The organism is Mesorhizobium sp. M6A.T.Cr.TU.014.01.1.1 (assembly GCF_004022765.1).
Taxonomy (GTDB): Bacteria; Pseudomonadota; Alphaproteobacteria; order Rhizobiales; family Rhizobiaceae; genus Mesorhizobium; species Mesorhizobium mediterraneum.
This window is the reverse complement of the sequence record NZ_RZPG01000016.1, coordinates 1-26,589: the sequence shown is the minus strand read 5'-3', so window position 1 is coordinate 26,589 and position 26,589 is coordinate 1. Positions and strand designations below refer to the sequence as shown.

At 59.6% G+C, this 26,589-nt stretch carries 24 protein-coding genes and 2 pseudogenes; 17 read left to right on the top strand and 9 right to left on the bottom strand.

The genetic code is table 11. The features are described from left to right. The first annotated feature begins 214 nt into the window (after positions 1-214). From EN885_RS18860 to EN885_RS18820, 8 genes are all read left to right on the top strand, one after another. The gene (locus tag EN885_RS18860) at positions 215-3,403 is read left to right on the top strand and encodes a tetratricopeptide repeat protein (RefSeq protein ID WP_128242237.1); all 3,189 of its coding nucleotides are present in this window, start codon (positions 215-217) and stop codon (positions 3,401-3,403) included. Continuing rightward, a complete protein-coding gene (locus EN885_RS18855; protein WP_128242236.1) occupies positions 3,400-4,923 on the top strand; it encodes a glycosyltransferase family A protein in 1,524 nt (507 codons plus the stop codon). The genes EN885_RS18860 and EN885_RS18855 overlap by 4 nt, the downstream gene beginning before the upstream one ends. A 265-nt stretch (positions 4,924-5,188) precedes the next feature. Then, positions 5,189-6,022 carry a helix-turn-helix domain-containing protein gene (locus EN885_RS18850; RefSeq protein ID WP_245493102.1) on the top strand — a complete coding sequence of 278 codons (834 nt, stop codon included), beginning with the start codon at positions 5,189-5,191 and terminating at the stop codon, positions 6,020-6,022. Positions 6,023-6,091: 69 nt separating this feature from the next. Then, the gene (locus EN885_RS18845; protein ID WP_128242235.1) at positions 6,092-6,490 is read left to right on the top strand and encodes an SRPBCC family protein; all 399 of its coding nucleotides are present in this window, start codon (positions 6,092-6,094) and stop codon (positions 6,488-6,490) included. A gap of 31 nt (positions 6,491-6,521) precedes the next feature. Continuing rightward, complete coding sequence (locus tag EN885_RS18840) at positions 6,522-6,878, top strand: VOC family protein (protein ID WP_095486789.1); 357 nt, start codon at positions 6,522-6,524, stop codon at positions 6,876-6,878. Between the two features lie 908 nt (positions 6,879-7,786). Continuing rightward, entirely contained in the window at positions 7,787-8,320 is a 534-nt protein-coding gene (locus tag EN885_RS18830) for a hypothetical protein (protein ID WP_206616830.1), read from the top strand. Then, entirely contained in the window at positions 8,317-8,910 is a 594-nt protein-coding gene (locus EN885_RS18825; RefSeq protein ID WP_128242233.1) for a hypothetical protein, read from the top strand. The genes EN885_RS18830 and EN885_RS18825 overlap by 4 nt, the downstream gene beginning before the upstream one ends. A 29-nt stretch (positions 8,911-8,939) precedes the next feature. After that, complete coding sequence (locus EN885_RS18820; RefSeq protein ID WP_095486786.1) at positions 8,940-9,446, top strand: hypothetical protein; 507 nt, start codon at positions 8,940-8,942, stop codon at positions 9,444-9,446. On the opposite strand, the gene EN885_RS18815 is transcribed toward EN885_RS18820, so the two are convergent. The 4 genes from EN885_RS18815 to EN885_RS18800 form a co-directional block, all read right to left on the bottom strand. Continuing rightward, positions 9,427-10,677, bottom strand: a complete 1,251-nt coding sequence (locus EN885_RS18815; protein WP_095486915.1) for a hypothetical protein — start codon at positions 10,675-10,677, stop codon at positions 9,427-9,429. The genes EN885_RS18820 and EN885_RS18815 overlap by 20 nt on opposite strands. A gap of 378 nt (positions 10,678-11,055) precedes the next feature. Continuing rightward, complete coding sequence (locus EN885_RS18810; protein ID WP_126106607.1) at positions 11,056-11,283, bottom strand: hypothetical protein; 228 nt, start codon at positions 11,281-11,283, stop codon at positions 11,056-11,058. 650 nt (positions 11,284-11,933) lie between these two features. Continuing rightward, positions 11,934-12,158 (bottom strand): hypothetical protein, encoded by a 225-nt coding sequence (locus EN885_RS18805; protein WP_126106608.1) that lies wholly within the window; start codon positions 12,156-12,158, stop codon positions 11,934-11,936. Positions 12,159-12,608: 450 nt separating this feature from the next. Continuing rightward, on the bottom strand, positions 12,609-13,847 hold the full coding sequence (locus EN885_RS18800; protein WP_245493101.1) for a hypothetical protein: 1,239 nt from the start codon (positions 13,845-13,847) through the stop codon (positions 12,609-12,611). An 854-nt stretch (positions 13,848-14,701) separates the two neighbouring features. Between EN885_RS18800 and EN885_RS18795 the strand changes: the two genes are divergently transcribed. The 5 genes and pseudogenes from EN885_RS18795 to EN885_RS34305 all read left to right on the top strand — a co-directional run. Beyond that, entirely contained in the window at positions 14,702-15,007 is a 306-nt protein-coding gene (locus tag EN885_RS18795) for a hypothetical protein (protein ID WP_245493100.1), read from the top strand. Between the two features lie 324 nt (positions 15,008-15,331). Then, on the top strand, positions 15,332-16,081 hold the full coding sequence (locus tag EN885_RS18790; protein ID WP_128242230.1) for a hypothetical protein: 750 nt from the start codon (positions 15,332-15,334) through the stop codon (positions 16,079-16,081). 95 nt (positions 16,082-16,176) lie between these two features. Further along, a complete protein-coding gene (locus EN885_RS18785) occupies positions 16,177-17,430 on the top strand; it encodes an alpha/beta hydrolase (RefSeq protein ID WP_245493107.1) in 1,254 nt (417 codons plus the stop codon). Between the two features lie 105 nt (positions 17,431-17,535). After that, complete coding sequence (locus tag EN885_RS18780) at positions 17,536-18,549, top strand: DUF4105 domain-containing protein (RefSeq protein WP_128335204.1); 1,014 nt, start codon at positions 17,536-17,538, stop codon at positions 18,547-18,549. 129 nt (positions 18,550-18,678) lie between these two features. After that, positions 18,679-18,879: pseudogene (locus EN885_RS34305) on the top strand (IS110 family transposase); the annotation flags it as partial. Positions 18,880-18,886: 7 nt separating this feature from the next. Here EN885_RS34305 and EN885_RS18775 read toward each other — a convergent pair. The 5 genes from EN885_RS18775 to EN885_RS18760 all read right to left on the bottom strand — a co-directional run bounded on the left by EN885_RS18775 (position 18,887) and on the right by EN885_RS18760 (position 22,480). Then, positions 18,887-19,414 carry a hypothetical protein gene (locus EN885_RS18775; RefSeq protein ID WP_128335203.1) on the bottom strand — a complete coding sequence of 176 codons (528 nt, stop codon included), beginning with the start codon at positions 19,412-19,414 and terminating at the stop codon, positions 18,887-18,889. A gap of 205 nt (positions 19,415-19,619) precedes the next feature. Then, positions 19,620-19,781, bottom strand: coding sequence for a hypothetical protein (locus EN885_RS33650; protein WP_164897871.1), 162 nt, complete (start codon positions 19,779-19,781; stop codon positions 19,620-19,622). Positions 19,782-20,014: 233 nt separating this feature from the next. Next, a complete protein-coding gene (locus tag EN885_RS18770; protein WP_245493106.1) occupies positions 20,015-20,287 on the bottom strand; it encodes a hypothetical protein in 273 nt (90 codons plus the stop codon). Positions 20,288-20,343: 56 nt separating this feature from the next. Further along, positions 20,344-21,003, bottom strand: coding sequence for a DUF2092 domain-containing protein (locus EN885_RS18765; protein WP_245493099.1), 660 nt, complete (start codon positions 21,001-21,003; stop codon positions 20,344-20,346). 763 nt (positions 21,004-21,766) lie between these two features. Next, on the bottom strand, positions 21,767-22,480 hold the full coding sequence (locus EN885_RS18760) for an LssY C-terminal domain-containing protein (protein WP_128244365.1): 714 nt from the start codon (positions 22,478-22,480) through the stop codon (positions 21,767-21,769). Positions 22,481-23,021: 541 nt separating this feature from the next. Between EN885_RS18760 and EN885_RS18755 the strand changes: the two genes are divergently transcribed. The 4 genes and pseudogenes from EN885_RS18755 to EN885_RS18740 form a co-directional block, all read left to right on the top strand. Continuing rightward, positions 23,022-23,294 carry a hypothetical protein gene (locus EN885_RS18755; RefSeq protein WP_128244366.1) on the top strand — a complete coding sequence of 91 codons (273 nt, stop codon included), beginning with the start codon at positions 23,022-23,024 and terminating at the stop codon, positions 23,292-23,294. A 704-nt stretch (positions 23,295-23,998) separates the two neighbouring features. Continuing rightward, positions 23,999-24,787 (top strand): transporter, encoded by a 789-nt coding sequence (locus EN885_RS18750; protein WP_206616831.1) that lies wholly within the window; start codon positions 23,999-24,001, stop codon positions 24,785-24,787. Between the two features lie 83 nt (positions 24,788-24,870). Beyond that, on the top strand, positions 24,871-26,304 hold the full coding sequence (locus EN885_RS18745) for a DUF1254 domain-containing protein (RefSeq protein ID WP_128244368.1): 1,434 nt from the start codon (positions 24,871-24,873) through the stop codon (positions 26,302-26,304). A 68-nt stretch (positions 26,305-26,372) separates the two neighbouring features. Beyond that, a pseudogene (locus EN885_RS18740) lies at positions 26,373-26,589 on the top strand (hypothetical protein); the annotation flags it as partial.

Genomic DNA, 26,589 nt, shown 5'->3' with positions numbered 1-26,589 from the left:
GCTCGAAAAAATCCCTTAGACAAGACAGCCGCCGGACTTGACCTTTCGTCGCCCACTTTCCCGACTCTGTTGGCGGTTGTCGTGACCGGCTCCACCGCTTAGAGTTCGCCGAGAGGGGCAATCACATGAACACGCAGAGTCGGCCTTCATCTTTGGCCGCTAGGATGCCGCAGACGTTCGTCCGCGCGCTGGAAGAAATGCGGTGAAGACACAAATGCATGCCCGCATTTTCACCGACAGTGTCAGCTTCATGGATATTTCCATGTTCCGTGTGGAAGGCATGCAGGTAACGATTACGCCTGGTTGGAAGTATAAACCTTGCGACGTCGCGGTGATGTATGGGCTTGCCAATCCGCCTCGACGCTCCCAGCAGGGGCGTCTCAGGAACGCCATCTATCGGGAACACAACGGACCCATCGTCGTCATCGAAAGCTCGCTGATCGGCCGGAGTTTCAATCAGCGCCTGCCCGGTTGGCTCGCGGCGTTGCGCCGTCGGCCGCTGCGCCCGCGGCAAGTTCACCCGTACTACCGCGTGGCTGTAGGCGGAGCGTTGGGCGACGACGCCGATTTTTGTGCAGAAAACAGCCCGCCGGATCGATGGGAAAGGGTGCAGGCCGAATTCGGGATCAAGCTGACGCCCTACCGAACCGAGGGAGATTACATACTCCTGGTTGGACAGGTGCCCAAGGATGCCTCGCTACGGGGCATCGACATGGTGAGGTGGCTACACGAGACCGCGGCGGCGATAAGGAAGATCAGCGATCGTTCAATTCTGATCCGGCTGCACCCCAGCACGCGATGGCGAGATCAAGAAGCCGTTGTCGATGCTTGCTCGACCGTGCCCAGGGTCACCATCTCGCGCGGCAGGCGGCCGTTCGCTGACGAGGTGGCAAATGCGTGGGTGTGCGTAACCTTGTCATCCGGTGCCGCAATCGATGCGTTGATCGCGGGCGTTCCGCCGATATGTCTATCTCCGGCGAGCCTCGCATACCGCCTTTGTTCCAACAGTCTCGATGATATCGAGCACCCGAAGCAACCGGAGCGCGAGCAGTTTATGCGCGACCTCTGTCACAGTCAGTGGACGCCGCGTGAGATGTCCGACGGAACCGCATGGAGACATATTTTTCCGGCGGTCGAACGAGAGATGGCGCGAACCGGCGGTGATTCCGGCGAGCATGGTGCAGGGCGTTCCCGGGTCATTTGGGCGGTACAGGCCGACCATCAGGGCTATCACCGACCAGAGACTGTCCTGTCGGCGTCGGAGAAGCAACGTTGGGCGAGGTCGCTTGCGCTTTGGACAGTCGCCGCCCGTATTCTCCCAGGCAAGCGAAAAAGATATCTGCACAGGCGGGCCACGGCTCTATTCATGCTCGGGCGTTACGGCGAGGCCGAGTTGGTGTTCTCGGAGCTTCGCAGCCGCAATCCAGACTTTCCAGGCGGACATGAAGGAGCAGCCCGTTCGGCAGAGAAGCTGGGCCACTGGGGTATCGCGGCGGAGGCTTGGGCGGCAAGCAGGCTCGCGCCTGGCCGCAAGGCACTCGCCGGACATGCCGCGGCCCTGCTGAAACTTGGAAAGCTGGCGGAAGCCGAAGCGGTTTTTGGCCTGCTGTGCGAACGTTTTCCGGCGGAAATCGCCGGATATCGAGGCCTGGAGCGGATCGCTTCCGAACGCGGCGACTGGCCACTCGCACTGCAAATGCAGGATATCATCTGGAAGACATTGAGCGACCCCGACGCTATGCGGCGCAAAGTTCTGTTGCTTGTGCGGCTACAGCGAATTGCCGAGGCTAAGGAGATCGTCAAGGAGTTGGAAGCGGGGAGCTCGCCACTTGCTTACCTGCTTGCCTCGATGCCACTTCTGGAAGCCACGCACGACTGGGCCACCATGAGCCAGCTTTTAGGCACGAACGAAGCGCTGCTCCTCGGGAATTGGCAGCTGCTGCATTCCTATTTAGGCGTTCTGGGAAGGCTCGGCCGGGCAGATGAGGCACTGGACGTGCTTGACCGCAGCCGCGCGGGTAAGGAGGCAGCCCGCAAGAAGCTTCGGATCAACTGCCTTATACAAGCGCATCGGTACTTTGAGGCCGGTGAATGCTTGCGTCAGATTTGGGAGCACGGGAGTATCGACGAGTTCTCGCCTGAAATCCTGTCGGCTATGGTGAGTGCAGCCTGGGAGGTCGGCGGGGCTGGTCTCGCGAACGTCGTTTTGGATCGCGTAGACGCGGAAGCTCCCCATACCGTAGCGGGGGAATTGCTGAGGCTGTCTGCAATTTTTCAGCGTACGAGACTGCGCTCCCTTAATTGTCTGGTTTCCTCATCTGAAAGCGCCTTCGATCAGGGGCCTCACATTGAGCAACTGGTTCGGGATCATCTCGCGCACAGCCCGGGATCGGTGGGGGCTGAAAATCGACGAGATGCAGTTCGCGACATCTGCGGGATTTTTGTCCGGCTTCGTTCTGGGCATACGGACTTCTTCCCAGATCCCTCCTTCGTCCTGAATGAAGCGCTTGAAGTTGCAACGTGCATTGCTGAGGCATTCGATGAACTGAAGCCTCTTTCGCTGATCAGGTTGGGCGATGGGGAAGGGTGCATGCTTCCCTACAGAACCGAACTGGAGGTGTTTCGCGAGACGGACAGGGAAGCGACCCAGCAGACCTGGTGGGGGCGCGCTGCCCAAGTGGATAACGCGCTGGAGTGGCAGCTGAAAGAAGCGATACGTTCCGCCGATGTCGTTGGGCTTCCTGATCTCGATCGCACTAGTCGCGGTATTTTGAGCAACTCCCTGGAGGCGTTGGGAGACGGCGGCAGAAATGCCCGCGGCCTCCTTGCATCGATCGATTTCGCTGCCGGAAACACCAACAAGCAAGCCGTGCTGACCTCCTGCCATATCCACCAATCCCTATCCTTCTGGGGAATTTGGGACCTGCTGCTCCCCAGGCTTGGAGCCGTGTCCCTGATCACATGTCATGCCAAGCTCGGCGGCGTTCTGGCGCAGCGACACGGGATAACTATCGAGACCGTCCACCTGGTTCCGCCGGAACACAAATACGCCGCAGGCTTCGCCAGCATAGCCGGCGATGCACACTATCCACACGCCTTCACAAGGCTGAGGGATCGATTGTCGGGGCCGCTGCGCGGTCGTGTTTTTCTCATTTCAGCCGGCATGCTGGGTAAAATCTACTGCATGTGGATCAGGCAAGCGGGGGGTATCGCCATCGACATCGGAAGTGCCGCGGATTTCTGGTGCGGACACGATACGCGCAGCGTCGCGGATATCGTGACCTACAGGAGTCCTGCCGGTGTGGCGGAACAGGTCCGGGATCTAGCGTCGGAGCATTCCCGATTCGCCCGGTTGCTACCGCTCGATACCTCGGCAAAGTTGTTGCTTGGAAATCCCGCTTGAGCGAGGCATCTCCCGAACTTGCCGTGGTGGTCCTTTCCGTTGGTGCACCGGTGGAATTGAAGACGGCAGTGGACTCGCTGCTGGCGCAACCAATTCCGATCGAGATTGTCGTCGTCAACTCAGGCGGTGGCGATCCCCGCTCCGTTCTTTCGAGTGAAGCCTCCGGTATCAGCGTCATTTCCACCCCGCAACTGCTGTGGCCAGGGGCCGCGCGAAACGTTGGCATCAGATCCACTCGCGCACCCTGGGTCGCATTTCTCGCCTCCGATCTCGTCGCCAGTCCGGGCTGGGCGGCCAACCGGCTCCTGCTTCACAAGAAAGGCCGCAACTCCGTAGCCTCGGCCTTGGTCAACAGCCATCCGCGGAACCTCTATGCATGGGCAAGCCATCTCTCGGTTTTGGTTCGCCGGATGCCCGGTGTGCCCAAGAGGAAGGCGCTCCGCTACGGCGCAAGCTATGCCCGAACGCTCTTCGAAAAATATGGCGGGTTCCGGGAGGACCTTCGGGTCGGGGAGGATACGGAGTTCCACCGCCGGATGAAGCGTGCCGATCGTCCGGTCTGGGCCCCTTCGGTTCAGGCATCGCACCTGAACCCAACCAGCTTCCGGCAGATGATCCAGGATCAGCTTGCCCGTGGCAAGCGCGCCGCAATCCACTGGCCTGCGCTCGACGAGAGCTCGCTGCTGAGGCGAGGCTTCAGCCGGTTCATGCTCATCGCGCCGCTTTCTTTCAGATCGGTTCGAGGGCTGGATCGCCTGTTCGTTGTCGCATCATGGCCGCTCGTCCTGGCGTGCACCTTCGCCTACGAGCGCGGCGTCGACAGAGGTAAGCGCGAATTGGCGCGGGCGGACGGAGCAGGGGCCGCGCGCGTGACGGTAGTGGCAATCCTCGACCGGGATGACTGGCAAGCGAACACGGATATCATGGTGGTTGTCGATCCGACCTACAGGCATCTCACCTGGATTCCCCGTGATCTTTGGGTACCCAGCCTCAACGATCGCATCAATGCGGCATTTGCGACCGGTGGCGGCGATCTTCTCCTGAAAGCGGTTCGAGAACTGGGGTTTCGAGCTGAGAGCCTGCTGTGTGTCAGGCGCGCCGCGACCGAGGCTGCGCTCGAGGCGGTCAGCGTCACTGTGCCAGTGAGCGAACCTCTCGACTTCTGGTATCCCTTGCATCCTACGCGCCCGATCGAGGAGGGACGCAAGGCCATCTCGTTCCGCCCCCCAGAAGAGCTTCTTTCAGGCGAGCGACTTCACCAGTGGATGGGGGCCCGGAGCATGATCAATCGCAGCGGGTCGGACCTGTTGCGGCTGGATCGTCAGCAGTTGTTGCTGAGAGTTCTGCTCGCAGCCGACTTTGATTTCCAGCGTGTGCTTCGGGACCCGAGCTTATACCGGACTTCCGGAAAGAATCCCCTGGCGGCACTGTCCAGGGTGAGGCCTGATTGGTACTTTTCCACTCTCGGTCCCCTCAAAGATGCGACGACTGATGGAAAGGCTGTTCTCGTAAAGGGGTAAACATCCCTGGTGCGAGACTCAAGATGGCGCGAGCCGAGCGCGGGCGTCGCGGGCCTCAGCTTACGACCGCTTCCGTGGTCATGCCGGCCATTCCACGATCTCTTGGTGGAATACTCGACAACTGCCTGGTTCTTCCTGACGTGGCATCACACCAGATGGAGCTTGATTGAGAACGACAACAGGGGTTGAAGCAAGCCGCCATCGCAATAGATTTCGGGACCGAAGAGTACGATGCCTGCGAAAGTGTTCCTCACAGGAGAGGCGCGTGACGCCCGACGACAACCCACCCGTCCTTTCCGGGGCGCCCATCCTTTCCGGGGCGCCCATCCTTTCCGGGGCGCCCGTGCTTTCCGGGGCAATCGGGGAATACCGCGAGTTTAATCCTCCGGCCGCACTCGAAGGGCATTTCCAGTGTGTCTGGTCCAATACATTGCGACCGGACGCGGGGAGCTTATCGGCCGTGGTTCCCGACGGCTGCGTCGACATCACCTGGATCGACGGCGATCTGGTCGTAGCAGGCCCCGACGTGGCCGTTGCCCTCTCTACGCTGACACCCGGCTCTACTGTGATCGGCGCCCGCTTCCGACCGGGTGCGGCAAGCCGATGGCTCGGCCCGCCGATGTCGGAGATCGTTGGCGGCCGGGTGGCGCTCAGCCACTTCTTGGGAGCGCTGGCGCGCGAAATCGCCCAGAGAATTGGCGATGCATCCTCCACGGCGGAGCGGGTGCGGGCGATGCAAGCGGCACTCTCCAGGCTTGCGCCCGACGTCGAGCCGCCGCCTCCGGACATGGGATTTGTCTTCAACGCGCTGAAAACGGAATCCGCCGGTCCGGGCATGGCGGTGATCCTCGACCGGCTCGACGTCAGCCGGCGAACACTTCGCCGCCGCTGCCAGGAGGCTTTCGGCTATGGCCCGAAGACGCTCGACCGCATTCTCCGCTTCCAGCGGTTTCTGGGCCTGGTGCGGCAGTCGGCTGAGCCGCGCCTAGCCGATCTTGCGTTCGAGGCGGGTTATTCCGACCAGGCGCATCTGACGCGCGAGGTGCGGCGCCTGTCGGACTTCTCGCCCGCGACGGTTCTGCGACAGCTCGGCGCCTGAGCTGGCCGTTTCGTTCAATACGCCGCCGCCAGTTCCGCCTAGTCTGCCTTCATTGGAAAGGAGGCAGATATGACCATCTACAAATCCCGCATCATCACCGTGTCCATCGACCGGGATTGGCGCGAAGTCTATGACTTCGCCTCCATCCCGGAGAATTTCCAGCGCTGGGCGGCAGGCCTCGGCAGACGCTTCGAGAGATCGGGCGAGGAATGGGCGGCGGAGGACCCCGACGGCCGGCCCATCCGCATCCGCTTCTCCCGACCCAATGAATTCGGTGTCCTGGATCACATCGTCTTTGCCGAGGACAAGGAAACCCGCAATGCGGTGCGTGTGGTTCCCAATGGGACCGGCGCGGAGGTCATGTTCGTGCTCTTGAGGGCACCGGACATGACGGAGGAGATCTTCGCTGCCGACGCCGCGGCGGTGCAGCGCGACCTCAACACCCTGAAGGCAATGTTCGAACGCTGAGCCTTCCCAAAGACCACGAAAGGAGAAGATCATGGCCAAATCCAGCAACGACAAGCGCATCGACTATGTCGAATTTTCCGTCGGCGACATCCCGCGTTCCCGCGACTTCTATGGCAAGGCCTTCGGCTGGTCCTTCAAGGACTACGGGCCGAGCTATTGCGAGTTCAACGACGGCCGCCTGACCGGCGGCTTCGCCCTCGGTGGCCAGAGCAAGGCGGCGGGCGGGCCGCTGGTGATCCTCTATGCCGACAAGCTCGACGAGACCCAGCGCCGCGTCGAGGAGGCCGGCGGGAAGATCGTCAAGCCCGCCTATTCCTTCCCGGGCGGCCGCCGCTTCCACTTCTCCGATCCGGACGGCTACGAGCTGGCGGTGTGGTCCGAGAAGTGAAGAGGTGGAGAGGGACGCCGGGCCCAGGTCCGGCGCCCCCATCAATTTTCCTTCTGCATGTCCGGCACCTCCGACGAAGGCACGACCATTTCTCCTACTGCGACTCATGCCGTTGGAAAAAATTAAGGACAAGCTGAAGTAGCGCTCAGCGAGAAAGCAATGCGCTGTTCAGGTCCTGTTAGTCGGCGCCTATGCCTAGAAAATAGCCAATCGCAATGCGCCTTGGGTGGTTAGTAGCTTGTGCTTTTCGAAGATCGCTAGCTTCTGCGGATAAGTGATCCGGACCTTGGCGTTGCACCCGTCGCATCTGATGTGCGCGATTGTTCTTAGCGCAGAGCCCTTCCTTACAGTCGGATGCGAGCAATCCGGACAAGCGAATGTGAGCGAAACATCAGACAAGTTTTCGGCTAAACCCATTTCCATCTCCCTCGCCAGCGCTCTGGCGACACCATTCAAAGCCGCCGCATGTGAAACTGATATGAAGGCGCTCACATAGTGACCGAAGAAGTTCGCTGCCCCGCAATCTGCGAGCCTCGCTTCGAATGTACCAGACCGATTTCGGCCCCAACTCGGGCGAGTCTCAATTTGCAATTTAGATGTCAATCCGATTGCAATTTAGATGCCAATCCGATCGTGCCAAAACGGGACGAGGCATGCCGAGAAACTTAGGAGACCGAGCGCCTCTTCGAAAGGGTTGGACGGGCCACCAAGGATCCGATTGCGCGGCTGGCTACCGCTGCGCTGACCCCTCGTCAAAGGGGCAAGCGCTGCTGTTTAAGCGATGTAACAATTATTGTCCGATTGCGTGGCGTTCGCATCGTATAAGGCTGGCCTGAGGACCATCGCATACCGCACCGCGCATGACGGAACCGACACGAACGACAATACGGCAAAGACTGTATGCCTTGTTGATCGCCGGCCTGGGCGGGCTGGCCGCATCGGCAATCTCGTTTTCGATGACGCTCTACGAAGCTGCCCATCCGCCAAAGGTGCCTGTTGTGCAAGCAGGCCAGCAGATCGATACCGGTCGCTGGTTTGTGACCTTGCTAACGGCACGTGTCGGAACAATGCCCCCGACAGGCGTTCCCCCATCACAGCCGGTGCAGCTTCTGATGGTGGATCTGGATGTGGTGAACCGTTCCGCCACTCCCAACAACGTGCTCTACCGCGTCGTCACACTCGGCGCGCCGGCGCAAAAGCTGCCGATGCCAACGGTTTATCTCGATCGCGACAAGTATCTGGCGGGATATTTCAACCCCAACATGCCGGAACGCACGACGATGGCTTGGGAATGGCCGGCCGGTGTGCCCGTGCCGGACAAGGTGACGATCACCGTCAGCGGCCAGATCTACAAGCTGCGCGACAATCTTTACGGCGCAAGCGGATGGTACGACCGTGACCCCGTTGCGACGGTCGATCTGCCGGTGGAGAAGGCGCCATGATGCGCATGGTACGTTCGGCACTTGCGCTGCTGTTCGCTGCCGCCGTGCTCTACGGCATGCAGCACACGCGTCCGCTTTACAGCGACATTACCTCGCCGATCGTCTCTTCGGGCGGCATGAACAAGCGTGTGGAGGCTAGCGCGTTCGCGCTTTCGCTGGACAGCGCCAGGGTGGCGCGTGTTCTAAATGTCGAGACCTTCGGGAAGTCAAAGACCTACACGAGTTCCGGCGTGTGGGTTGTGGTGGAAGGCGAGGCCGAGGCGAAATTCGAAACGTTGGGTCTCACATCGGGCGAGTGGCTGAGCGGCAGCGGCGTCCGTTATGTCCTGACCGACCGGGTGCCGGCGACGATCGAAATGATGCCGGGCGATGCCTACCAGCCCGGCCTGCCACGCCGTGTCCTTCTGATATTCGAAGTGGCGGAGGATGCCGTCGCTGGCGGGACCGTAGTGGTCGCACGCACAAAGTTGCTGCCGCTCGACGATGAGATCCGCATCGCCACGAATGTTTCCGGCAAGGACATCGAGCCCGCGATCACCATCCGCCGCAACCAGGAAGGACCGCCATGGACAGTTCTCCCACGGAGGTGACATCAACGCGGCGAGGCTACTGGCTGAGCATGATGGCGCTGGTGGTTGCACTGCCTGCCGCGCTCTCCGCGCAAACGTGGGGAAGCATCAAGGACTGGCGCTCCCAACATTTGCGTCAGCCGGTATCTGCGACCTTGGGGCAACCGATCGACTATGCCGGCGCAAGCTGGACCGTGACGCGCCTCACCAGGCTGGCAGGCAGCGAGGGAAGCGCCGTCGTCCTTGCCGAGTTCGAGGCGCTCGCTGCTGACCCGAAGGCGCTCGGCGCCATTCCATGCCAGGTGCGGCTTTCCGATGAAAACGGTCGCGAATGGCAGCCAACCTTGTTTGCCGATCCGGTGGTCAGAAAGCAATATCCGGAGGCCCAGCAACGGTCCCTGTGTGGTGGCAGCGCGTTTGCGGCGACGGAGCCCGGCAAGCCGGCCCGGATGGCTGCCAGCTTTTCGATTCCACCTGCAGCGAGCAGCCTCACGCTGTCGATCGCCCTCTATTCGGCGCTGCCAAATTATCTCAGCGTCAGCGAACCGCGGACCTGACGCCACTCGCTTCACCAGCCGTGGCGACCGCGGTCTCAAGCACGGCTGCAAGCAGCGCGACCCGGACCGCGTCGAGCAGGATTCCCCCGTCGAGATCGCTTGGGCTGCCGATGAACAGGCTGATGGTGTCGGCGAAGATCTGCCAGGTTGCGAGATCATGCGCTCCGATCAGCCTTGTCAGGCCATACCACATCCAGGCGCCGACCCAGGAGATCGCCTGATAGGCGATGACGAAGGTGACAAGCGTGGCAAGGCCGGCACTGAGCGTCAGCTTGAGGCAAGTCCAGACCGGCGAGTAGCGGCTGCGATAGCCGCCAACGAAATGGGTCGCGAAATCCTTCAGCCACCTCTGCCAGGAGGTCGTGCGCAATGGCGCAGGACCGGGAGCGGCCGGCGCGGAAAGTTCATAGCCGTTGATGATTGCCGCCATCACCAGCCAGACAATCGGCAGCAACGCGAAAAAGAATAGATTCTGAAGCTGCTCTCCGAAGGGAAGCGGTCGGAATTCCACGGGAACGAACTGGCCGGCCGCGGCCGCCGAAGTCACCGGCGCAAGCAAATCGAGGCTGAGCTGTTGCAGCGCGGCACCTGCGCCAAGCCAACGGATGAACTGGTCTTTCCATTCTCCGAGCGCGTAGAGGCCGATGAAGACCCAAGTTGCGTCCGTCGCCACGATCAGCAGCCGCCAGTAGGGGTGAGAGGCGCGCGCGTTCAGCCGCTTGGCGGCAAAACGCACCAGCCAGCAAATGACGATCGACAGTACCACGCCGCTTGACTGAAGAATGGCGAAGATATCGACGCTCTTGCCGAGATCGGCTTGGGCTAGCGCCATGCGCGAATACTCACGGACCGTATCGCCGAGAAAACCCCAGGCGGCATAGTAGGCGAAGAACGGTAGGATCGCGGCCGCGGTAATCGCCAGGATCGGCTCGCGTTTTGTTTCGTCCGCTCCCTTTTTCGCTTTTTGTCTCAATGCCGCCACCGCCGGCATGTGCGGCCGGAGCACCACGAACATCATGACCAGCACCGTCAGCTTGGCGAGAACCACCAGCGATAGTATGACCATTCCGCCTAGCGGGAATTGGAGGCCGACCGTCACGGCGCCCTGTAGCAGCAGATCACGAGCGATCATACCGAGGCAGCCGACAAGCAATAGCTGCGGCCAGCACTGGACAAGAAACCGCGCGGTTAACGCCAGCGGCCGGTATATGTCTTCAATCGTCGTGGTCATCGCGTCAGGTGGCTTTCGCGCTCCGCTCGTGGACTTTTCAATACGTCGTTTCGCCAGACGGTCCGCATCCATTCCTGCAGACCGTTGCGATCAAATTCAAACCCACGGGTTTGGATTTGATCGAAGGTAACGCAAGTTTACCTGATACGCCTTTCCGGCTTGACCGGTGGGCCTGTGAACCAAGATCCGGAGGTTCCCAGCTTTGGAGAATAGCGGCCAAGATGACCGTCTTTCAGCCAAATCGGCAGCACCTGGTGACAGCATTTCTTCAAAAGCCCGTACTTTTGCAGGGTTTGTGCACTTAGGGCCGGGTTGTATTGGCGGAGGGAGTGGTCGTCGAAGAGCCACATCGGGCGCCGATGTCGGCAGGGTGAAGTGCTAGTCGGTCAGGTTAGTAAAATCGTGGCGGCGCGCGCGGACATGTGCCAGCAAATTCGTTTCATTGACGACCCCGGATTGAAAGAGAGTCAGCGTGGTCGAGGCCAGAATCTGACCGTCTATCGAGGTGCTGTACCATTTAGCGTCGGCAGCTATCTGGTCGACCACCCGCTGGCAGATCGCCCGATCTTCAGGTCTCAGGAACTGGCTTTGCGGTGCTCGTAGCATCTCGACGCCTTTAAAAGGGGAGTTACTGTGTCTCCCACGCGACACAATGCGTGGTCGCGGACAATGGACCGTAAACGCATTCAGACAGAAAATTGCCATTCATTTGAGTGGTGCACGCGAGGCCTTAGTCAAGATGTCGCAAAATGCGAGACAACGCGCTTCGCTCTAGCGGGGACGGCCCAGCGGCTTGGTTGCGGGGGGGACTGGCAGCTGGAGGCCGCTGGGCCTGACCAGCGAGCCTTAAGGTGCTCGCCTGGCTGGCGAATACATGCGCTCAAGCTAATGGAATCGAAACATGCAAACGAACTACGTGGCGGTAATTCCGCTGTGTAGAAGCCATAAGGTGCCCCGCAATGGGTCAATACATCTGGCACCGCAATTGCACGGTCAGGTGTGGGGGAATGGGGTGGAGGCCCGTCGCTTCGCAAATGTAGCGGCGGGTCTTCTACATACCGGTCGCGTCCCAGCCTACGCACTCCCGTCCGTTTCGTGGCAGCATACGGATGGCCGGCGCCGCTTGGGGGCGTGGGGTAAGACGCTTGACGGGCGCCGGCCAGGCGGTTGGAGTCCGCCGCCGTTGAATAGTACCGAACTCGGCAATTCAAATAATTCTAATTTCGTGATCGGGGAATGTCAGCGATCGACGACGCTCAGTCCTTTGCATCGTCATCGTCTTGCACAGAGCCTTCGTTTTCATCTGCCGGCCTTTCTAACCCGGCCAGTTGCCGGTCGGCCATTTCTTTAGCGAGGCCCACCAAGGCATCGACCTCTTGCATCTGGTCCACGTGACCGCCATTGGCGACGCGTTTCCGGATCCTCTTCAGTTGGTCAGAGGTTCGTCGTAACATCTCGGCAATAGACGGCTTCTCGGCCACGCCTGCATCTCCTGCATCCCAACCCTTGAGACGAGCAAGCGTTCCGGCCCGAAACTTTTTACGGCAAAATCAACATTCAATCGACCCGCTTTTAAGCCGGGTCATGAAGTCCGCGCAATCCGTGGCGCAAGTTCGAGCGGCCCGGCAGCCCTATTGGGGGTGACCATCAGCAGGCCGCCGGGCCTTGACCAACAGCGAGCTTAAGAGGAGGCGCCGTGCTGGCTGATCAAAAGCCTAGCCTCAAGGCAACGGAAAAGCATCATTCGAACGAACACTGTTCGTCCATCTGGATCTCGTTGTTTTTGATGCCGGCCTCGCCGCCGGCAGGGGAGGGCGGGCGCGCCGCTGACTTCTTAGTCGCCCCCGGACCGCCGAACTTGACGATCCGTTCCGCTTTCGAAGCAGCCGGCGCCACGCACCACCTAAAATGCCGTGTCTTGCGGGCAGAGTTTACGTCTGCCCGCCTAAGTCCTTGAATGCGAGCCCGGCCTTTTTGAGCGACCCGAGGAAGAAATCGACGTCCTCTGGTCGATTGATCCGCATCGCGACCTCCTGCCGGAGGTTCTTGATCAAGCCTGGCGCGTTTTCTTCAAGCCAGATACGCTCGCGCCGGGCGTCCGCTTCATATCCGCCCTCGCCGAAAATCGCGGCCGCGATGGTGTGATAGTTCGCGTTGCCGGGAACCGTTGCTTTCCTGATCCACATGGCCGCCTGCTGATAATCGCCGCGAAAATAGGCGCAAAGGGCAAGCGCGGTCTCATAATAGGCTAAGGGACCCGGATTGCGTGTGCGGGCTTCCGCGACCAGCGGACAGCCGTCGTCCCAGCCTCCTGAAAGCGCCAGCCGATATCCGTATTCGCCCATCAGTTCGGTATCGTTGGGGTTGATGGTCAAGGCACGTTTGCCCACGGACAGCGCCGCCTCGATCTCTTGGCTGAAATAGAGCGCGAACATTTCCGCCTGCAGGCCGCGGATGTTGAGCGGGTCTAGTTCCACGGCCCGCTTGGCCGCGGTAAGAGCGCGAGTGATCGAGGCCGACGTCGCGGCTGCGTCGGAAGGATAGAGGAATCGAATCTCGTCGATATAGGCCTGCGACAGCAGACCCCAGGCCGTGGCGTAACCCGGGAAACGCTCAACGGCCTTCTCCAGGCACGCACGCACTGCTGGAAGTGCCCTTTGATCGAGCTTTGCCCGGTATGCGTAGAAGGAAAGCGTGCAGGAATAGGCAGCCCAATCGTCGGGAGGATTCGAGACGTTGAGCGAGGCGTCAGCCTGAAAAATCACACCGTATGTCTGGGCGAGGCTCGTCGCCACCTTCTGAGCGATGTTGGCCTCGGTCTCAAGAAGCGCGGCGACTTTCATCTCTCCATCATAACTGTCCGCCCACAGCACGGAGCCGTCGGCGCGGTTGATAAACCTGACCCGAAGCCGGAAGGCATCTGCCGACAGGTGAACGCTTCCCGCAAGAACAAAGCGCGATGGCACGACCGAATCTTCAGAAGACTGGACGACGATGACGTCCTTGAACTTCGAGAGTTGCCCGACAATTTCCTGTGTCAATCCACTCGCAATCGCACTGGAGGCTTCCGTTCCTGAAAGATCGTCAAACGTCTCAACCAGCAGTCGCGGAATCTCAGGAGAAGTCGGGCGGACGCCGCCACTCGCCAATCCCAATGCCGCAACAGCCAATGCCGCGACGGTAGCCGCAAGAACCACTGTCAGCCATGATGCCCTCATCCATCGAGAAGGAGTCGGGACTTCCTCTGCCCGGCTGACCGGCAGGGCCGGCTCAATGATCTCGGCTGGCGATCGCACCGAAAATATTGGAACGTAACCGCCTTTCGGGATCGTTATGAGAATTGGATCGGCGTGTCCGGCAGTGAGGTAGTAGCGCTCGAGCCCACGCCGGAGGTGGCCAGCCTCGATGCGGACAATCGGATCCGTTTGCGGGTCGAAGGATGTATCGCGGCCGAACACTTCGACTGCGATCGAATAGGCCTTGATACGATCACCGCGACCCTCCAACGTCTCCTCCACCACATGGCTGAGGAAGCGGCGCTCGCGACCGGTTGCATCGAAGTCTGCGCTGTTGAGGATCAGGGAAAGCTGGGCACGACAGTCCTCTGGGGCGAGCCTATGCGCCCTCCCTGCGGCTGGTTCCGCGCGAATCACCTTGGTTCCCTCACCTGACGTTCTGGGGTGACTACTCCCAGTTATATTTCTTTTTTCGCCGGTTACCTCTCGCTGCTTAATTTATACGCGCGAGCCAATTCTTGCAATACTCTTGGTAATCTGAACGGATAACACCCGGATGACAGCGACGATTTGTGCAATGCAGCGGCGGACGTCAACGGATCGACTGTTAGGCGGCCTCACCGGCAAGCGACGCAATTTGAATTTGCGGTTTTGTAGGCTTGGTGCCCCACCGCACTCGCTATGGGTGCAAAGAAATTACCCTGTTGCCCACGTAACTTACATTCCGCAGCCGCCTCCATGCGATAGGCTACGGTGGTTTCGGGAAAACACGAATCTGCGCTATGAGGATGGACGACGAACCGGCTGATAGACAAAGAGCGGTCTCGGCGGCGGTACGTCGATTCCCGCAGTTTGAATTGGCGATCCATCGGCTGGTGGACCGAAGTGAGGGCTTTCAGGATATGTGCGAGGAACTTGCTGAGGCGGAACTCGCACTGTCGAGGATCGACAAGGTCCCACCGGCATTGCGCGAGTCCAGACGAGCCGAATGGCAGGAACTGGTGGATCGACTAGTTGGGGAGGTCGGAGCCGTGCTGCACGCGGATGCCGCCCGGAAATCGCGTGTCATTCCTTGGCCGCCACGCCAGAACTAATCGGAGGGTGCTTGGAATTTCCGTTGGCAAGCGATCTCTACTTAGCGGACCCGACGGATCCGGATTCCGCACGGGAATTTCCCTGCTGTTCCCGAAGTAGGCAACGAAGAAATAAGCCGCTGTCGATATGAAAAACGATCGGAATCCGATATCCATTAGCTGAGCGGTGCGGATAGAGAATAGAGATATGTTGTTGTCACTGCGGGCGCGCGAAACGATCGCATCGGACATGAAGTAAAAGACAGACTTAGAGGGGACTTCGATATGGGAATCATCCGAGCTCTCGTGTTGGCTTGGGCGGGAACAGCGGCAGCGCTGGTTGCGGTGCCGGCGATCGCCGCTGACGCTGCGACGCAACTTCCTGAAACCGCACCCGCGCCTGCTGAAGCCGCGCCGGCCTGGACCTTCACGGCAGAGCCTTATTTCTGGATGGCAGGCATGAAGGGCAGGGTCGGCGTCAGGGGCCTGTCGCCGGTCGATATCGACGTCGATTTCGGCCAGATTTTCGACCACATCGATTGGTCTCCCCCGCCGGTCATGTTTGCCGGTGAGGCGCGCAATGGCCGCTACGCTCTGTTCACCGACTTCATCTACCTGGGACTCGAGGCCGATGGCACGTCGTCCGGCCCGTTAGGTCTTTCGGCCGAGGCGGACATGAACACGGTGGTGTGGACGTTCGGCGGCTCCTATCGGGTCGTCGACAACGGCACCGCCACCTTGGACGTTCTGGCCGGCGGACGGCTCTGGTACCTGGACACGGATTTGACTGTTACTGGTCCTCTCGCCACGAATGAAGCCAGCGGCAGCAAGACCTGGATCGACCCCATTCTCGGCGTGGCCGGCGATGTTGCTCTCGGCAACGGATTCGGACTCCATGGCGAAGCGGATGTCGGTGGCTTCGGTCTTGGCGCCGATCTCGATTGGCAAGTGCTGGGCACGCTTCAATACCGGTACAGCAATTCGGTCACGCTGGAAGCGGGTTACCGCTACCTTGCCGTAGACTATGACGACGACGGATTTGTGTTTGACATAGCGATGCAGGGACCAATCATCGGTGCCAGATTTCGGTTCTGATTGGATCTGAGCCTGGGATGACTTCGAAACGGGAGAAGAGTTTGAGGAACTGTTTCGTGAGCCTGCCCAAAGTCGGGTGTATCAGCAACGTTTTGTTGGCGTCGGCGTTGGTTGGCCTGCTGTTGGGGTGCGCGTCCCGTCCGACGAATGTGCTGCTGCCTGTGGCCGATACCTCGCCTTCCTCAAGCAAGGTGGAGATGCTGGTCGCAACGACACGCAGTCGTTCCTCCAATCCGGCACAAATGTATACGGGCGAGCGCGGACTGGCCCCCTCGTTCGCGGAAATTACGGTTTCAATCCCTCCGGCATCGGTCCGCAAGGTTGGCGAGGTCGCATGGCCCAAGAAGCTGCCATCAAACCCCGCGACTGATTTCGCAGTCGTGCGGGCCCAGGAATTGACGCTCCAGACAGCGAAAGGGTGGCTTAGCGCCTCTGTCAGGAAGAGCCCGGATCACAGCGTCCTCGTCTTCATTCACGGATTCAACAATCGCTTTGAAGACTCGGTCTATCGCTTTGCGCAGATCGCGAAGGATACGGACACGCAGAGCGTCCCGATCCTGGTCACATGGCCCTCCCGAGGCAGTGCGCTGGCGTATGGCTACGATCGTGAGAGCACCAACTACACGCGAAACGCGCTCGAACTGCTGTTCCAGTATCTTGCACGCGATCCCGAAATCAAGGAAGTTTCGATCCTCGCCCATTCGATGGGCAACTGGCTTGCGTTGGAAGGCTTGCGCCAGATGGCCATCCGCAATGGCGGCCTTCCGGCGAAGTTCAAAAACGTCATGCTGGCCGCGCCAGACGTCGACGTCGATGTTTTTCGTACTCAGATCGCCGACATGGGCAAACAGCACCCGCAGTTCACCCTCTTTGTCTCGCAGGACGATCGCGCGCTCAAAGTTTCGCGACGGGTCTGGGGCGATATCCCCCGGCTCGGATCGATCGATCCGGAACAAGCTCCATACAAGGAAGAACTCGCCAGCAACAACATAACCGTCATCGATCTGACGAAAGTCAAATCCGGCGATCCTTTGCATCACGGCAAGTTCGCCTCGTCACCGCAGGTCGTGCAACTGATCGGGGCGCGAATGGCCGGTGGCCAGACCTTGACCGACAACAGGATAGGCCTCGGCGACACGATCATCCACGCAACGACCGGTGTGGCGGCAGCGGCAGGCAGCGCGGCAGGGTTGGTGATTGCGGCACCTGTTGCAGCGGTCGATCAAAACAGCAGAGAAAATTTAGGCAATCACATCGGCGCCTTGACGGGTTCCCAGACCAGCCGGAAATCGAGCGCTGGCAAGGATTGCGCTGTCTCCTCTCCGACTATCAAAGACTGCAAGAAATAGCCATTCGTCGAAGCCAAAGCGGCAGCACTGAAGCCGATGACGGGGAGAGCCAACCTATCCGCAGGAATGTTGCCGCGGTCCCGTCTGGGCTGAAAAGGGGAATGAATGCGTCGCATCGCTCGGATCTCGCTTGCCATCATCCTTTCGCTAGCCGTCGCAATCTTGACTGCCTGGGTCGGACTTGCCATGTGGTATCGCCTGCCGGTGGCTGAGCTTGGACGGGCTATGGCCGGCGTCCTTTTCATCTTGTTCGGCCTCGCCATCGTCATCGCCCTCTTCAGCCGGTTTCGCATCAGGGCGCTTGTCCTGTTTGTGGCTGCGTTTGCTGTGGTTCTGGTTTGGTGGAGCACCATCAGACCTTTCGATCATGCGGACTGGGCGCCCGATGTCGCCCGTCAGGTGACCGGCACCCGCGACGGGAATCTGTTGACGCTGACGGACGTGCGCGACTTCGAATGGCGTAGCGACACTGATTTCACCGAACGCTGGACAACGCGGACCTACGACCTCTCCAACATTCAGACGGTCGACCTCTTCATGTCTTATTGGTCCGGGACCAAAATCGCCCATGTTATGATAAGCTTCGGCTTTGCAGGAGGTGACTACCTTGCCTGGTCGATTGAGGTGCGGCGCCAGGGAGGCGGCAAGTTTTCACCCATGGCAGACCTGTTCAAGAGCAATCCCCTGGTCATTATTGCGGCTGACGAGCGAGACGTCGTCGGCGTCAGGTCAAACGTTCGGGGAGAGGATGTTCAAATTTATCGACTAAAAGTGTCACCGGACGCGGCCCGGGCGCTCTTGCTGGAATACGTCCTGGACGCAAATGCACTTTCCACGACGCCGGAGTTCTATAATTCCATCACGACGAACTGCACGACCACGATCGTCAAGATGATGCGAGCCGTCGGTGACGTGGTCCCTCTTGACTGGCGCCTGATCGTTAATGGCTATCTTCCCGAATATGCGTATGCACGGGGTGCGCTCGACAGCCGCATGCCAATGTCGGTTTTGAGGGAGTTGGCCCACATTGACGGCCGTGCGCGGGAGTCAGGCCTTTCGCCAGACTTTTCGAGATTGATCCGGATTGGCGTGCCATCTCCCATCCCAAATGCGCATTGATCTGCATCATGTCCGGCGAACGCGTATGAATCGTCACGGACGACGACATATGGAGGGATTCCTGGACACCGGCGCGAATGCCGGTGGCCCAATTATGTCGCAACGAATTGCCGATTGACGCTGCGGGGCAGCGAGGGATTAACCGGGTTGTCTTGCCGCCATGGAGGGCCTCATCGCAGCGCGTGCTGCGCTGCTCTCGGCCGTCGCAGCGATCAATGCCGACATCAGAAAATGGCCAAGTTCCGCGGCCGACTGATGACGATCCCCGGCGTCGGCCATCTCATCGCGCTCGCAGTTACCGCCGTCGTGGATGATGCCGGCCGCTTCAGGAGCGGAGTCACTGCGTGAGGCACTTGTGGCCCATTGCCATTGCCTTGTAGGTCCCCTTCAGATCGACGACAAAGGCCCCCTTGGTTTCCGGGAACACGATCATTTCATATTTTTTCGCTACGTCGCGCTTGAACTTCGGGTCATCTGTCAAGATGTAGCCGCCAGAGTATCCACCCTTGAGTTCGCCGCTCGTGCTAGTGGCCACACCCTCATAGAGATGGCCGTCGATAGAGACGAAGATCTCCGACTTGTTCCCGTTCAGAAGGCCGATATCCTGCTTCGTGAACACGCCAAGATACCCGACCTCCCGATTTGCGGTAACGCCCATTTGCACCGAATTTGGGCCATCTGAGTGCACGATCAAGCAATCTCCGCGGGTTTGATTGGCATAGACGGTCCAGCCCTCGACGTCGTCCCCGTACCGGACAAGCACATCGCTGGCCTTGGGAAGCGGGTTTTGATCTTGTGCGTAGGCTGCCATCGTAGACGAAAGTGCTACTGACGTTGCCGCGATGAGTGTCATGAATTTCCGCATTGGTATTCCCCTTGTGTCAGGCTAAATTTTCGTTGGTTATGATACCCTAGTCGAATGCTCCAGAGGCAGCTGTCATCCTGCGGGGGCAACGCTATTGCGCGCTGTAGTGACCTTGGCCGATCGGCTCACGTCCGGGAACGTAAATAACTGTAACCTACGCACACATACGAACGCCGCCCAACGTCTTGCCGTGCGACCATGTTCGTCAGAACATCCGCAACGACGGCATGATGTCCGGTTTGACGCCATGGCGACCGTTTCTGAGAGATACCCGCAAGTGCAAGCCGTCTACAAAACGTCCCGCAAGTTGCTCGAGACCTGTCGTGAGCGATGTCATATCCGCGTCCTCCGACAGATTGTCGCTCACAATGGTCGTTCCATTTGCTGCCCAACGCCAATTCTGGTGTAGCCCCTTGCGAACGGCCGTCTTGTTTCCGCTCTTCGGGTTCAAGCGGACAGGGTCGGCGTCGTTTCGCGCGTGTTCAGGTCGACTGCGGCAATGGGGGCCGTCATCACCATTCCGGCAACGCCGCCGACCGTCGCTGCAGCCCCACTCGTCGTAGTGCTATTCGAGACCCTCCTCGCTTTGGGCGGCTACGGTCAATCCACGTAGATGACGACGTAACGGCCGCCATAGGGCTGGTAGTATGTCCCGCCGCACTGCCAAACCGCAGCGCCGTTGATGCTAATCCTGACGCAGGCGGGGGGGAGCGCCGCCACGTATATCGTCGAGCGGCGGACGACCCGGCGCGTTGTACGCCGCGCAACGCCGGCGACGCTGCCGGGCGTAAGCGGCCTGCCGACGCGCGCTTCCGCGCTGGAAACGATCGAACCTGCCGGAATGAAGTAACCGCCCATCAGGCTATCGGTCATAAGAAACGCCGTCATAAGAACGGCGACCGAGAGATGATTACGGATGCACCGCGCGTTCATTTGCTGCCCTCCAGTACAAGTTCGCCGACTTCGTCGGAGTCTATCCGCTCCAGCTTTTTCGCGTTGGCCGGAGGCTTGAACGAAAACAGCTCGGCGTCGACCTCACCGGCTTTCCAGTTGCTGAACCGCAATGAATATTGCGGCGCGCCCGTCACCCATTTGGTGGTGACCACATATCTGACAGGCAGTTTCTGGTCGCCTTTGCTGATCCAGATCTGCCAGTCCACGTCGTCATTGCGAAAAGCCAGTTGATCGCACTCGATGCCGCCGACAAAAGCCTCGCCGACCAATCTCCCCGACGTAACGCCTTCGGTCAAAACGGCATAAGGATCGGTGACCAGAAAATCGGCGCCCGCGACGTCGAGCCCGGTCGACACCCTGAATTCCTCGACCGCCTCATCAATCGACGCTCCAGGACTGTCCAACTGTGCATAGACGTTCAAGCCCTTGCCGTGGACAGAGATTACCTTACCGTCAAAGGTGAGTTCTACTTCGGCAAAAGGGCCTTTGCGGGTCATGTGAAAGCCGTCGCCGCGGGACGCCTGGACGGAGCCGGAAGCGCTGTACTGCAACTTCTGGCCGGCCAGATCGACGATCTCATGATCGGTGTCATAGTCGACCGTGAACGCCTGAAAGCCTTTGAGGTGGTTCGTCATGGCCACAAGGATAGCGTCAGCGTCGGCGTCGATGACGTTCTGACTCCACGACGGCGAAACGGAAAGCGCTAGCCCGATTGAGACTGCCGCAATTCCGATAAATCGCGGTCGCGATCTAAAGTGGGACTTCATTACTTGGTTCATGTTTCATCTCCAATCCGGCAATTCATTCGGAAACAGCAGCGTGATCCGGGTGCGAAAGCAAAATCCATTCACTTCAGCCGCGTAGGCCCATCGGTGGTTACAATATTATCGACGCCGTAAAGTTTGAGGCGATCGGATTCGACAGTTCTTGGCCAGTTCTCTACCGCTCATCAATTTCGGCAAATTGGCATGCGGAAGGGCGTCGCCGAGTAGGCCTGCTCCCCGCCAGGAGGCTTGCCGTTTGCTGCCATAGCGCCGTCCCTTATGCGCTAGAATGCGCATAGTCTTTTTGGTGGTGCCAGTATCAGTATGTAAGTTACGTAGTCGGGGGCTGGCGCTGGCGACGCTGTATGCGCCAATGGCCGATTGACATGCTTGTGGCAGGCGGTCCCCAAAGAACCCGCAAATATTCCCGATCCAACCAAGGCTATTGCGCGGTACTGTCACGGGAAGCTCGATCCCCAAGCGTTTGATGATGACTGGAGCCGAAGCCGCTGCGCCATCATCGTACGATCGCGGCTGCGATTTTCGGCGAAGGCGGATACGAAATGACCGCTGAGCGTGGACGCATCCGAAGTTGAATGCGAAAAAACGCGGACTGCGCATCCGCTCTGGCGGGCTAATTAGGCGAAGCTCCGTTCAGCACACCAACGAGGGCCTTCCCGTCCGTGTAATACGGATCGCCACCGCCGTTGCGGCCGTCCTCGGTAGCGCCGGTACCAGGGATCTCGTAACTGGAGGAAAGCTGTCCGGCCGCCGTCAGGTCGCCGATAACCATATTGCGTTCCGCGTCGACATTGGGGCCTATGTGGTGAGTGATCTGGCCGGTGTCATGGCTAAGTCCGACGCCGCGATCGAAACTGGCCGAACCCAGCCAAAGCGGACGGCCATCGCTGCCCAATTTCTTGGTCAGCCAGAAACGGACATGATTGCGCTGGTCCGCGCTGTCTCCGACCGGTTTTTCGAAAGCCAGGTCTTGCTTCCGCCCCTCAAAAAGCAAAGCACTGACAGGGGCCTCCAGATCGGGTCGACGGAGCACGACGCTGAGACCGATATCGATGGAAGAACGGAGCGTGATGGGGTCGGCGGGGTCCCAGTCGGCTGCCACGAATGCACGAATGACCTCTTCCTTCGTTCCGACGAGCCCGACGTTGATCGGATCGCCCGGGATATCCTGCTCGGTATGCGTGAGCATGCTGCCGAAGTCCGCTACGCGTGAGGCATCTCGAAACACCCAGATTTCCGGCACGACAAAATAGGCGAGGAGCAAATAGATGATGGCGAGAGCTAGTACGACCGTTGTGGCAGTCCGTGTTTTGGTTCGACGCGGCATGAGCAATTCCATCCTTCAATGCGCGACGGTCTTCGATCAGCTCAATAGCAGGCGGCTAAAGTGAGTGCCCGTAAGCCGGACGAGGAGGTGCTTGTGTCGCCCGCAGCGAGATCGGAGGCCGCCGGTGGGGGCTCCGTCCTGTTGGTCATTTTCCGATCCTTTGCCTGCAGTCCCAGCGAGGGTTTGCTTCACCTCCCGTGAACTTTGGCGGATCAATTGACGGGGCGGAACGTAACTAACTGTATTCTACTCGGAGAATTAAGCGCGGCAGGCCCACGAAGTCAGCAATCGGCGTCTCTCCGATCGCGGATGGAGGGATCACGCGGCCCGCAATTCTCAATTTGCCGAAATCGGTCATGATGCTTACCAGGACGCTAGCGTCCAACCGAATATGAACAACCCTGACATCGCTATAGTCTGTAATTCTATCTGTAGGATACAGTTAGTTACGTTCCCTAAAGCAAAGCAACCGGCCAAGGTGGCGCGTTCCTGCATGGATCGCTGCTTGGACGAACTTAAAAATCAAACGGGAGAAATGACCATGAACCTCAAGATGCTTTGCACGGGCGCGATGGCGCTTTCGATGATGACCGGCGCCGCACTTGCCGAGCACGGCGGCGCCCTCGACGAGCCGACTAAAATGGCGCCGTTCTACACCGCTGCCGATATGAAGACCTTAAAGTCGGAAACCGACTTCAAGGCCTCGTGGACGGCGTTGAAAGACGAGGATCGCACCGCGATAACGCAGGAATGCGGCGACATAGCCAGTGACCAGACGCATGGCGACTTCTGCACGATGGTTGGCCACCAGTAACACTCCCGGTTTGGTGAACTCGGAGATGGCGGGCAGCGTGAGCTCCGCGACTGACGTCATCCCGCGTTCCCACCGAACATCTTGCCAGGCCCCGGAGGCTCTGGTCACGCAACCCAAGGCAAACGTACGCTCCAGCGCTGGCTTGGGAACGAGGGGCACCCGGTATACCGTTGGCGATCCGGTGGAGTTGGGCACGACAGTCTTCCGCAGGGGGATTAAACTTCTTTCCTGCGGAGGCATCCGCCCGGATCACCGTACCCTCGCGTGTTGAGGTTTTCGAGCGGCCGCCGCGCCTCGTTTCTTCGTCAATTACGGGTTGGTCCACGTAACTTACATACTGCGGCTGGCACGTCACGAATGCCGAGCCTAGGTTGATTTGACAACGTGGCGCAATGCTAGCGAGCATCGGGCCAAACGGCAAAAAAGCATTTTCAGCGGCAGCGCGCCGGTTCCCGCAGTCGGAATTCTCAATCCGTCGGTTGATGGACCGAAGTGAAGCCTTTTGTGACATGTGCGAAGAACTTGCGAAGCGGAAGACGCATGGTCGAAGGTCGACATCGATCCGCGGAATTGCGCAAGGCGAGGGGGCAAGAATGGTAGGCAGGTTGACTGAGGAAATCGGGGACCGCACTGGACGGCAAGGACAAGCACGTGGTCGAGAAGCCGCGCCCGGACCGCTGATGAGTGGCAGTCGCCTCCTGCGAATGATAGGCTTTTTGGTTCCAGCCTTGCTCTTTGCAGGCGCAGCGTCAGCCCAGGACGACACGCAGGAACTCGCCAAAAAGCTGTCGAACCCGATCGCCTCGCTGATCAGCGTGCCGTTCCAATTCAATTACGACAGCGGCTATGGGCCGAACGACGGCGAGAAGGCCTATGTCAACATCCAGCCGGTCATCCCCGTCTCGCTTAATGCCGACTGGAACATGATCTCGCGCACGATCGTGCCCGTGATCTGGCAGAACGATATCGCCGGGCCGTCGGGCGAGCAATTCGGCCTCGGCGACATAACCCAGAGCCTGTTCTTCTCGCCGTCCCAACCGACGGAGTCCGGCATCGTCTGGGGCGTCGGCCCGGTGTTTCTGGTTCCTACCGCGACCGACGACCTGCTCGGCGGCGGCAAATGGGGCGCAGGCCCGACCGCCGTCGTGCTGAAGCAGAGCCATGGATGGACCATCGGCGCGTTGGCGAACCACATCTGGTCGTTCGCCGGCGACAGCGACCGCCGTGACATCAGTTCGACCTTTCTGCAGCCTTTCGTCTCCTACACGACGAAGGACGCCTGGACGTTCACGCTGAACACCGAGAGCAGCTACAATTGGGAGGCCGAGACATGGTCGGTTCCGGTCAATTTCCAGGTCTCGAAGCTGGTCGTCGTCGATAAGCAGCCGATCAGCCTCTTCGCCGGCGTCCGCTACTGGGCTGAAAGCCCCGACAGCGGCCCGGACGGGTGGGGCTTTCGCACCGGAATTACACTTCTGTTCCCGAAAAAATGAGAAGACCGGCGCAGCCCTGCCGGCGCGAAACTTATGAAACGAACGAATTCGATAACTCATCGAACAATAAAGGAGCACGGCAAATGTTGACGAAGCGAGATTTACTTCGCTCGGTCGCGGCGATTGCCGCTGGCGCCGCGATTGCGAACCCAAGCCTGCTGATGGCGCAGAGCTACCCCGGCATCATCGAGGCAAAGGACATCGCCGAGGAAGGCTTCATCTACGGCCTGCCGCTGGTGATGAATTATGCGGTGATGAACGAGTTCGCCGTTGACCCCAAGTCCAGCCAGTTCAAGGCGCCGTTCAACAAGATCGACAACCTCAACCATGTGGCGACCTACGAAGACACAGCGGTGGTCACGCCGAACAGCGACACGCCATACTCAATACTGTGGCTGGATCTTCGTGCCGAGCCGATGGTGATCTCCGTGCCGGCGGTGGAGAAGGAGCGCTATTATTCGGTGCAGTTGATTGACGGCAACACATATAATTTTGGCTACATCGGCAGCCGTGCCACGGGAAACGTTCCGGGTTCTTATCTGGTTGTCGGACCCGACTGGAAAGGCGAGAAGCCCGCCGGCATCAGCCAGGTCTTTTCCTCGACCACCCCGTTCGTTTTCGCCAACTTTCGGACCCAGCTTATCAACGCCGAAGATATGCCGAATGTGGAAAAGGTGCAGGCCGGCTACAAGGCGCAGCCGCTTTCCGCCTTCCTCAAACAGCCCGCGCCGCCCGCCGCGCCGACGATCGACTTCCTTCCCGCCACCACCGCCGGGATCAAGGAAAACTTCTTCCAGTATCTCGATACGGCCCTGCAATTCGTCCCCGAGACGCCAAGGGACAAGGAGATCCGTGCGAAACTGGCGAAGATTGGTATCGGTCCCGGCAAGACTTTCGAGTTGAAAGATCTATCGCTCGAGCACAAGGCAGAAATGCTGATAGGCATGAAGCAAGGTGACGATAAAATCAACAAATGGCTGACCATCGGAAACAAGCCCATCAACGGCTGGAACGTCAGCTCGCTTCTTGGCGACGAAGCCTTCTACAACGGCGATTGGTTGATGCGGGCAGGAGCAGTCAAGGCCGGCATCTATGGCAATGATGCCGTGGAAGCCATGTATCCCTTTACCCGTACGACTGCGACGGGCGATACACTCGACGCCAGCAAGCACAACTACACCCTCACCTTCGCACCCGGACAGCTCCCGCCGGTGAACTCTTTCTGGTCGGTGACGATGTATGACGGCAAGAGCCAGCTGCTGATCAAGAACCCGATCAACCGCTACCTCATCAACTCGCCGATGTTGCCCGGCATGATGAAGAACGAGGATGGCTCGCTCACCCTCTATATCCAGAAAGACAGCCCCGGCGCGGGCAAGGAAGCTAACTGGCTGCCTGCACCCAACGACACGATCTATCTCGTGATGCGCCTGTACTGGCCGAAGACCGAAGCGCCTTCGATCCTGCCCGCGGGCGAAGGGACGTGGCAGCCGCCCGGTATCGTTGTGGCGCAATAACTATCCCGACCAAACAATTATCCCGACCATGCTGATGCGTAGCGTCGGATGTCGATGAGGAGAGAGCAATGATACGCACCACGAGACTGCTTTACGCCACCGTTTCGGTAATGCTGATGGGCCTAACCGCTGCTTCCGCCGAAGCGCCAAAGATGAAGATGACGACGCCGATACCGGATTCGATCGTCACGCCGGAGAGTGTGGACACCAGGCTTGGCAAGTTGAACTTTTTCGATGGCTTCCCGGATGACGCCACCTCGGAGAAGATCTACGACAATCTCGATT

Excerpts from the sequence above, each read along its gene's own strand:
- EN885_RS18860 (WP_128242237.1), top strand. The coding sequence starts at position 215 with ATGCATGCCCGCATTTTCACCGACAGTGTCAGCTTCATGGATATTTCC.
- EN885_RS18845 (WP_128242235.1), top strand. The coding sequence starts at position 6,092 with ATGACCATCTACAAATCCCGCATCATCACCGTGTCCATCGACCGGGAT.
- EN885_RS18840 (WP_095486789.1), top strand. The coding sequence starts at position 6,522 with ATGGCCAAATCCAGCAACGACAAGCGCATCGACTATGTCGAATTTTCC.
- EN885_RS18825 (WP_128242233.1), top strand. The coding sequence starts at position 8,317 with ATGATGCGCATGGTACGTTCGGCACTTGCGCTGCTGTTCGCTGCCGCC.
- EN885_RS18820 (WP_095486786.1), top strand. The coding sequence starts at position 8,940 with ATGATGGCGCTGGTGGTTGCACTGCCTGCCGCGCTCTCCGCGCAAACG.
- EN885_RS18815 (WP_095486915.1), bottom strand. The coding sequence starts at position 10,677 with ATGACCACGACGATTGAAGACATATACCGGCCGCTGGCGTTAACCGCG.
- EN885_RS18810 (WP_126106607.1), bottom strand. The coding sequence starts at position 11,283 with ATGCTACGAGCACCGCAAAGCCAGTTCCTGAGACCTGAAGATCGGGCG.
- EN885_RS18795 (WP_245493100.1), top strand. The coding sequence starts at position 14,702 with ATGGACGACGAACCGGCTGATAGACAAAGAGCGGTCTCGGCGGCGGTA.
- EN885_RS18780 (WP_128335204.1), top strand. The coding sequence starts at position 17,536 with ATGCGTCGCATCGCTCGGATCTCGCTTGCCATCATCCTTTCGCTAGCC.
- EN885_RS18775 (WP_128335203.1), bottom strand. The coding sequence starts at position 19,414 with ATGCGGAAATTCATGACACTCATCGCGGCAACGTCAGTAGCACTTTCG.
- EN885_RS18770 (WP_245493106.1), bottom strand. The coding sequence starts at position 20,287 with ATGACCGATAGCCTGATGGGCGGTTACTTCATTCCGGCAGGTTCGATC.
- EN885_RS18765 (WP_245493099.1), bottom strand. The coding sequence starts at position 21,003 with ATGACGAACCACCTCAAAGGCTTTCAGGCGTTCACGGTCGACTATGAC.
- EN885_RS18760 (WP_128244365.1), bottom strand. The coding sequence starts at position 22,480 with ATGCCGCGTCGAACCAAAACACGGACTGCCACAACGGTCGTACTAGCT.
- EN885_RS18755 (WP_128244366.1), top strand. The coding sequence starts at position 23,022 with ATGAACCTCAAGATGCTTTGCACGGGCGCGATGGCGCTTTCGATGATG.
- EN885_RS18750 (WP_206616831.1), top strand. The coding sequence starts at position 23,999 with ATGATAGGCTTTTTGGTTCCAGCCTTGCTCTTTGCAGGCGCAGCGTCA.
- EN885_RS18745 (WP_128244368.1), top strand. The coding sequence starts at position 24,871 with ATGTTGACGAAGCGAGATTTACTTCGCTCGGTCGCGGCGATTGCCGCT.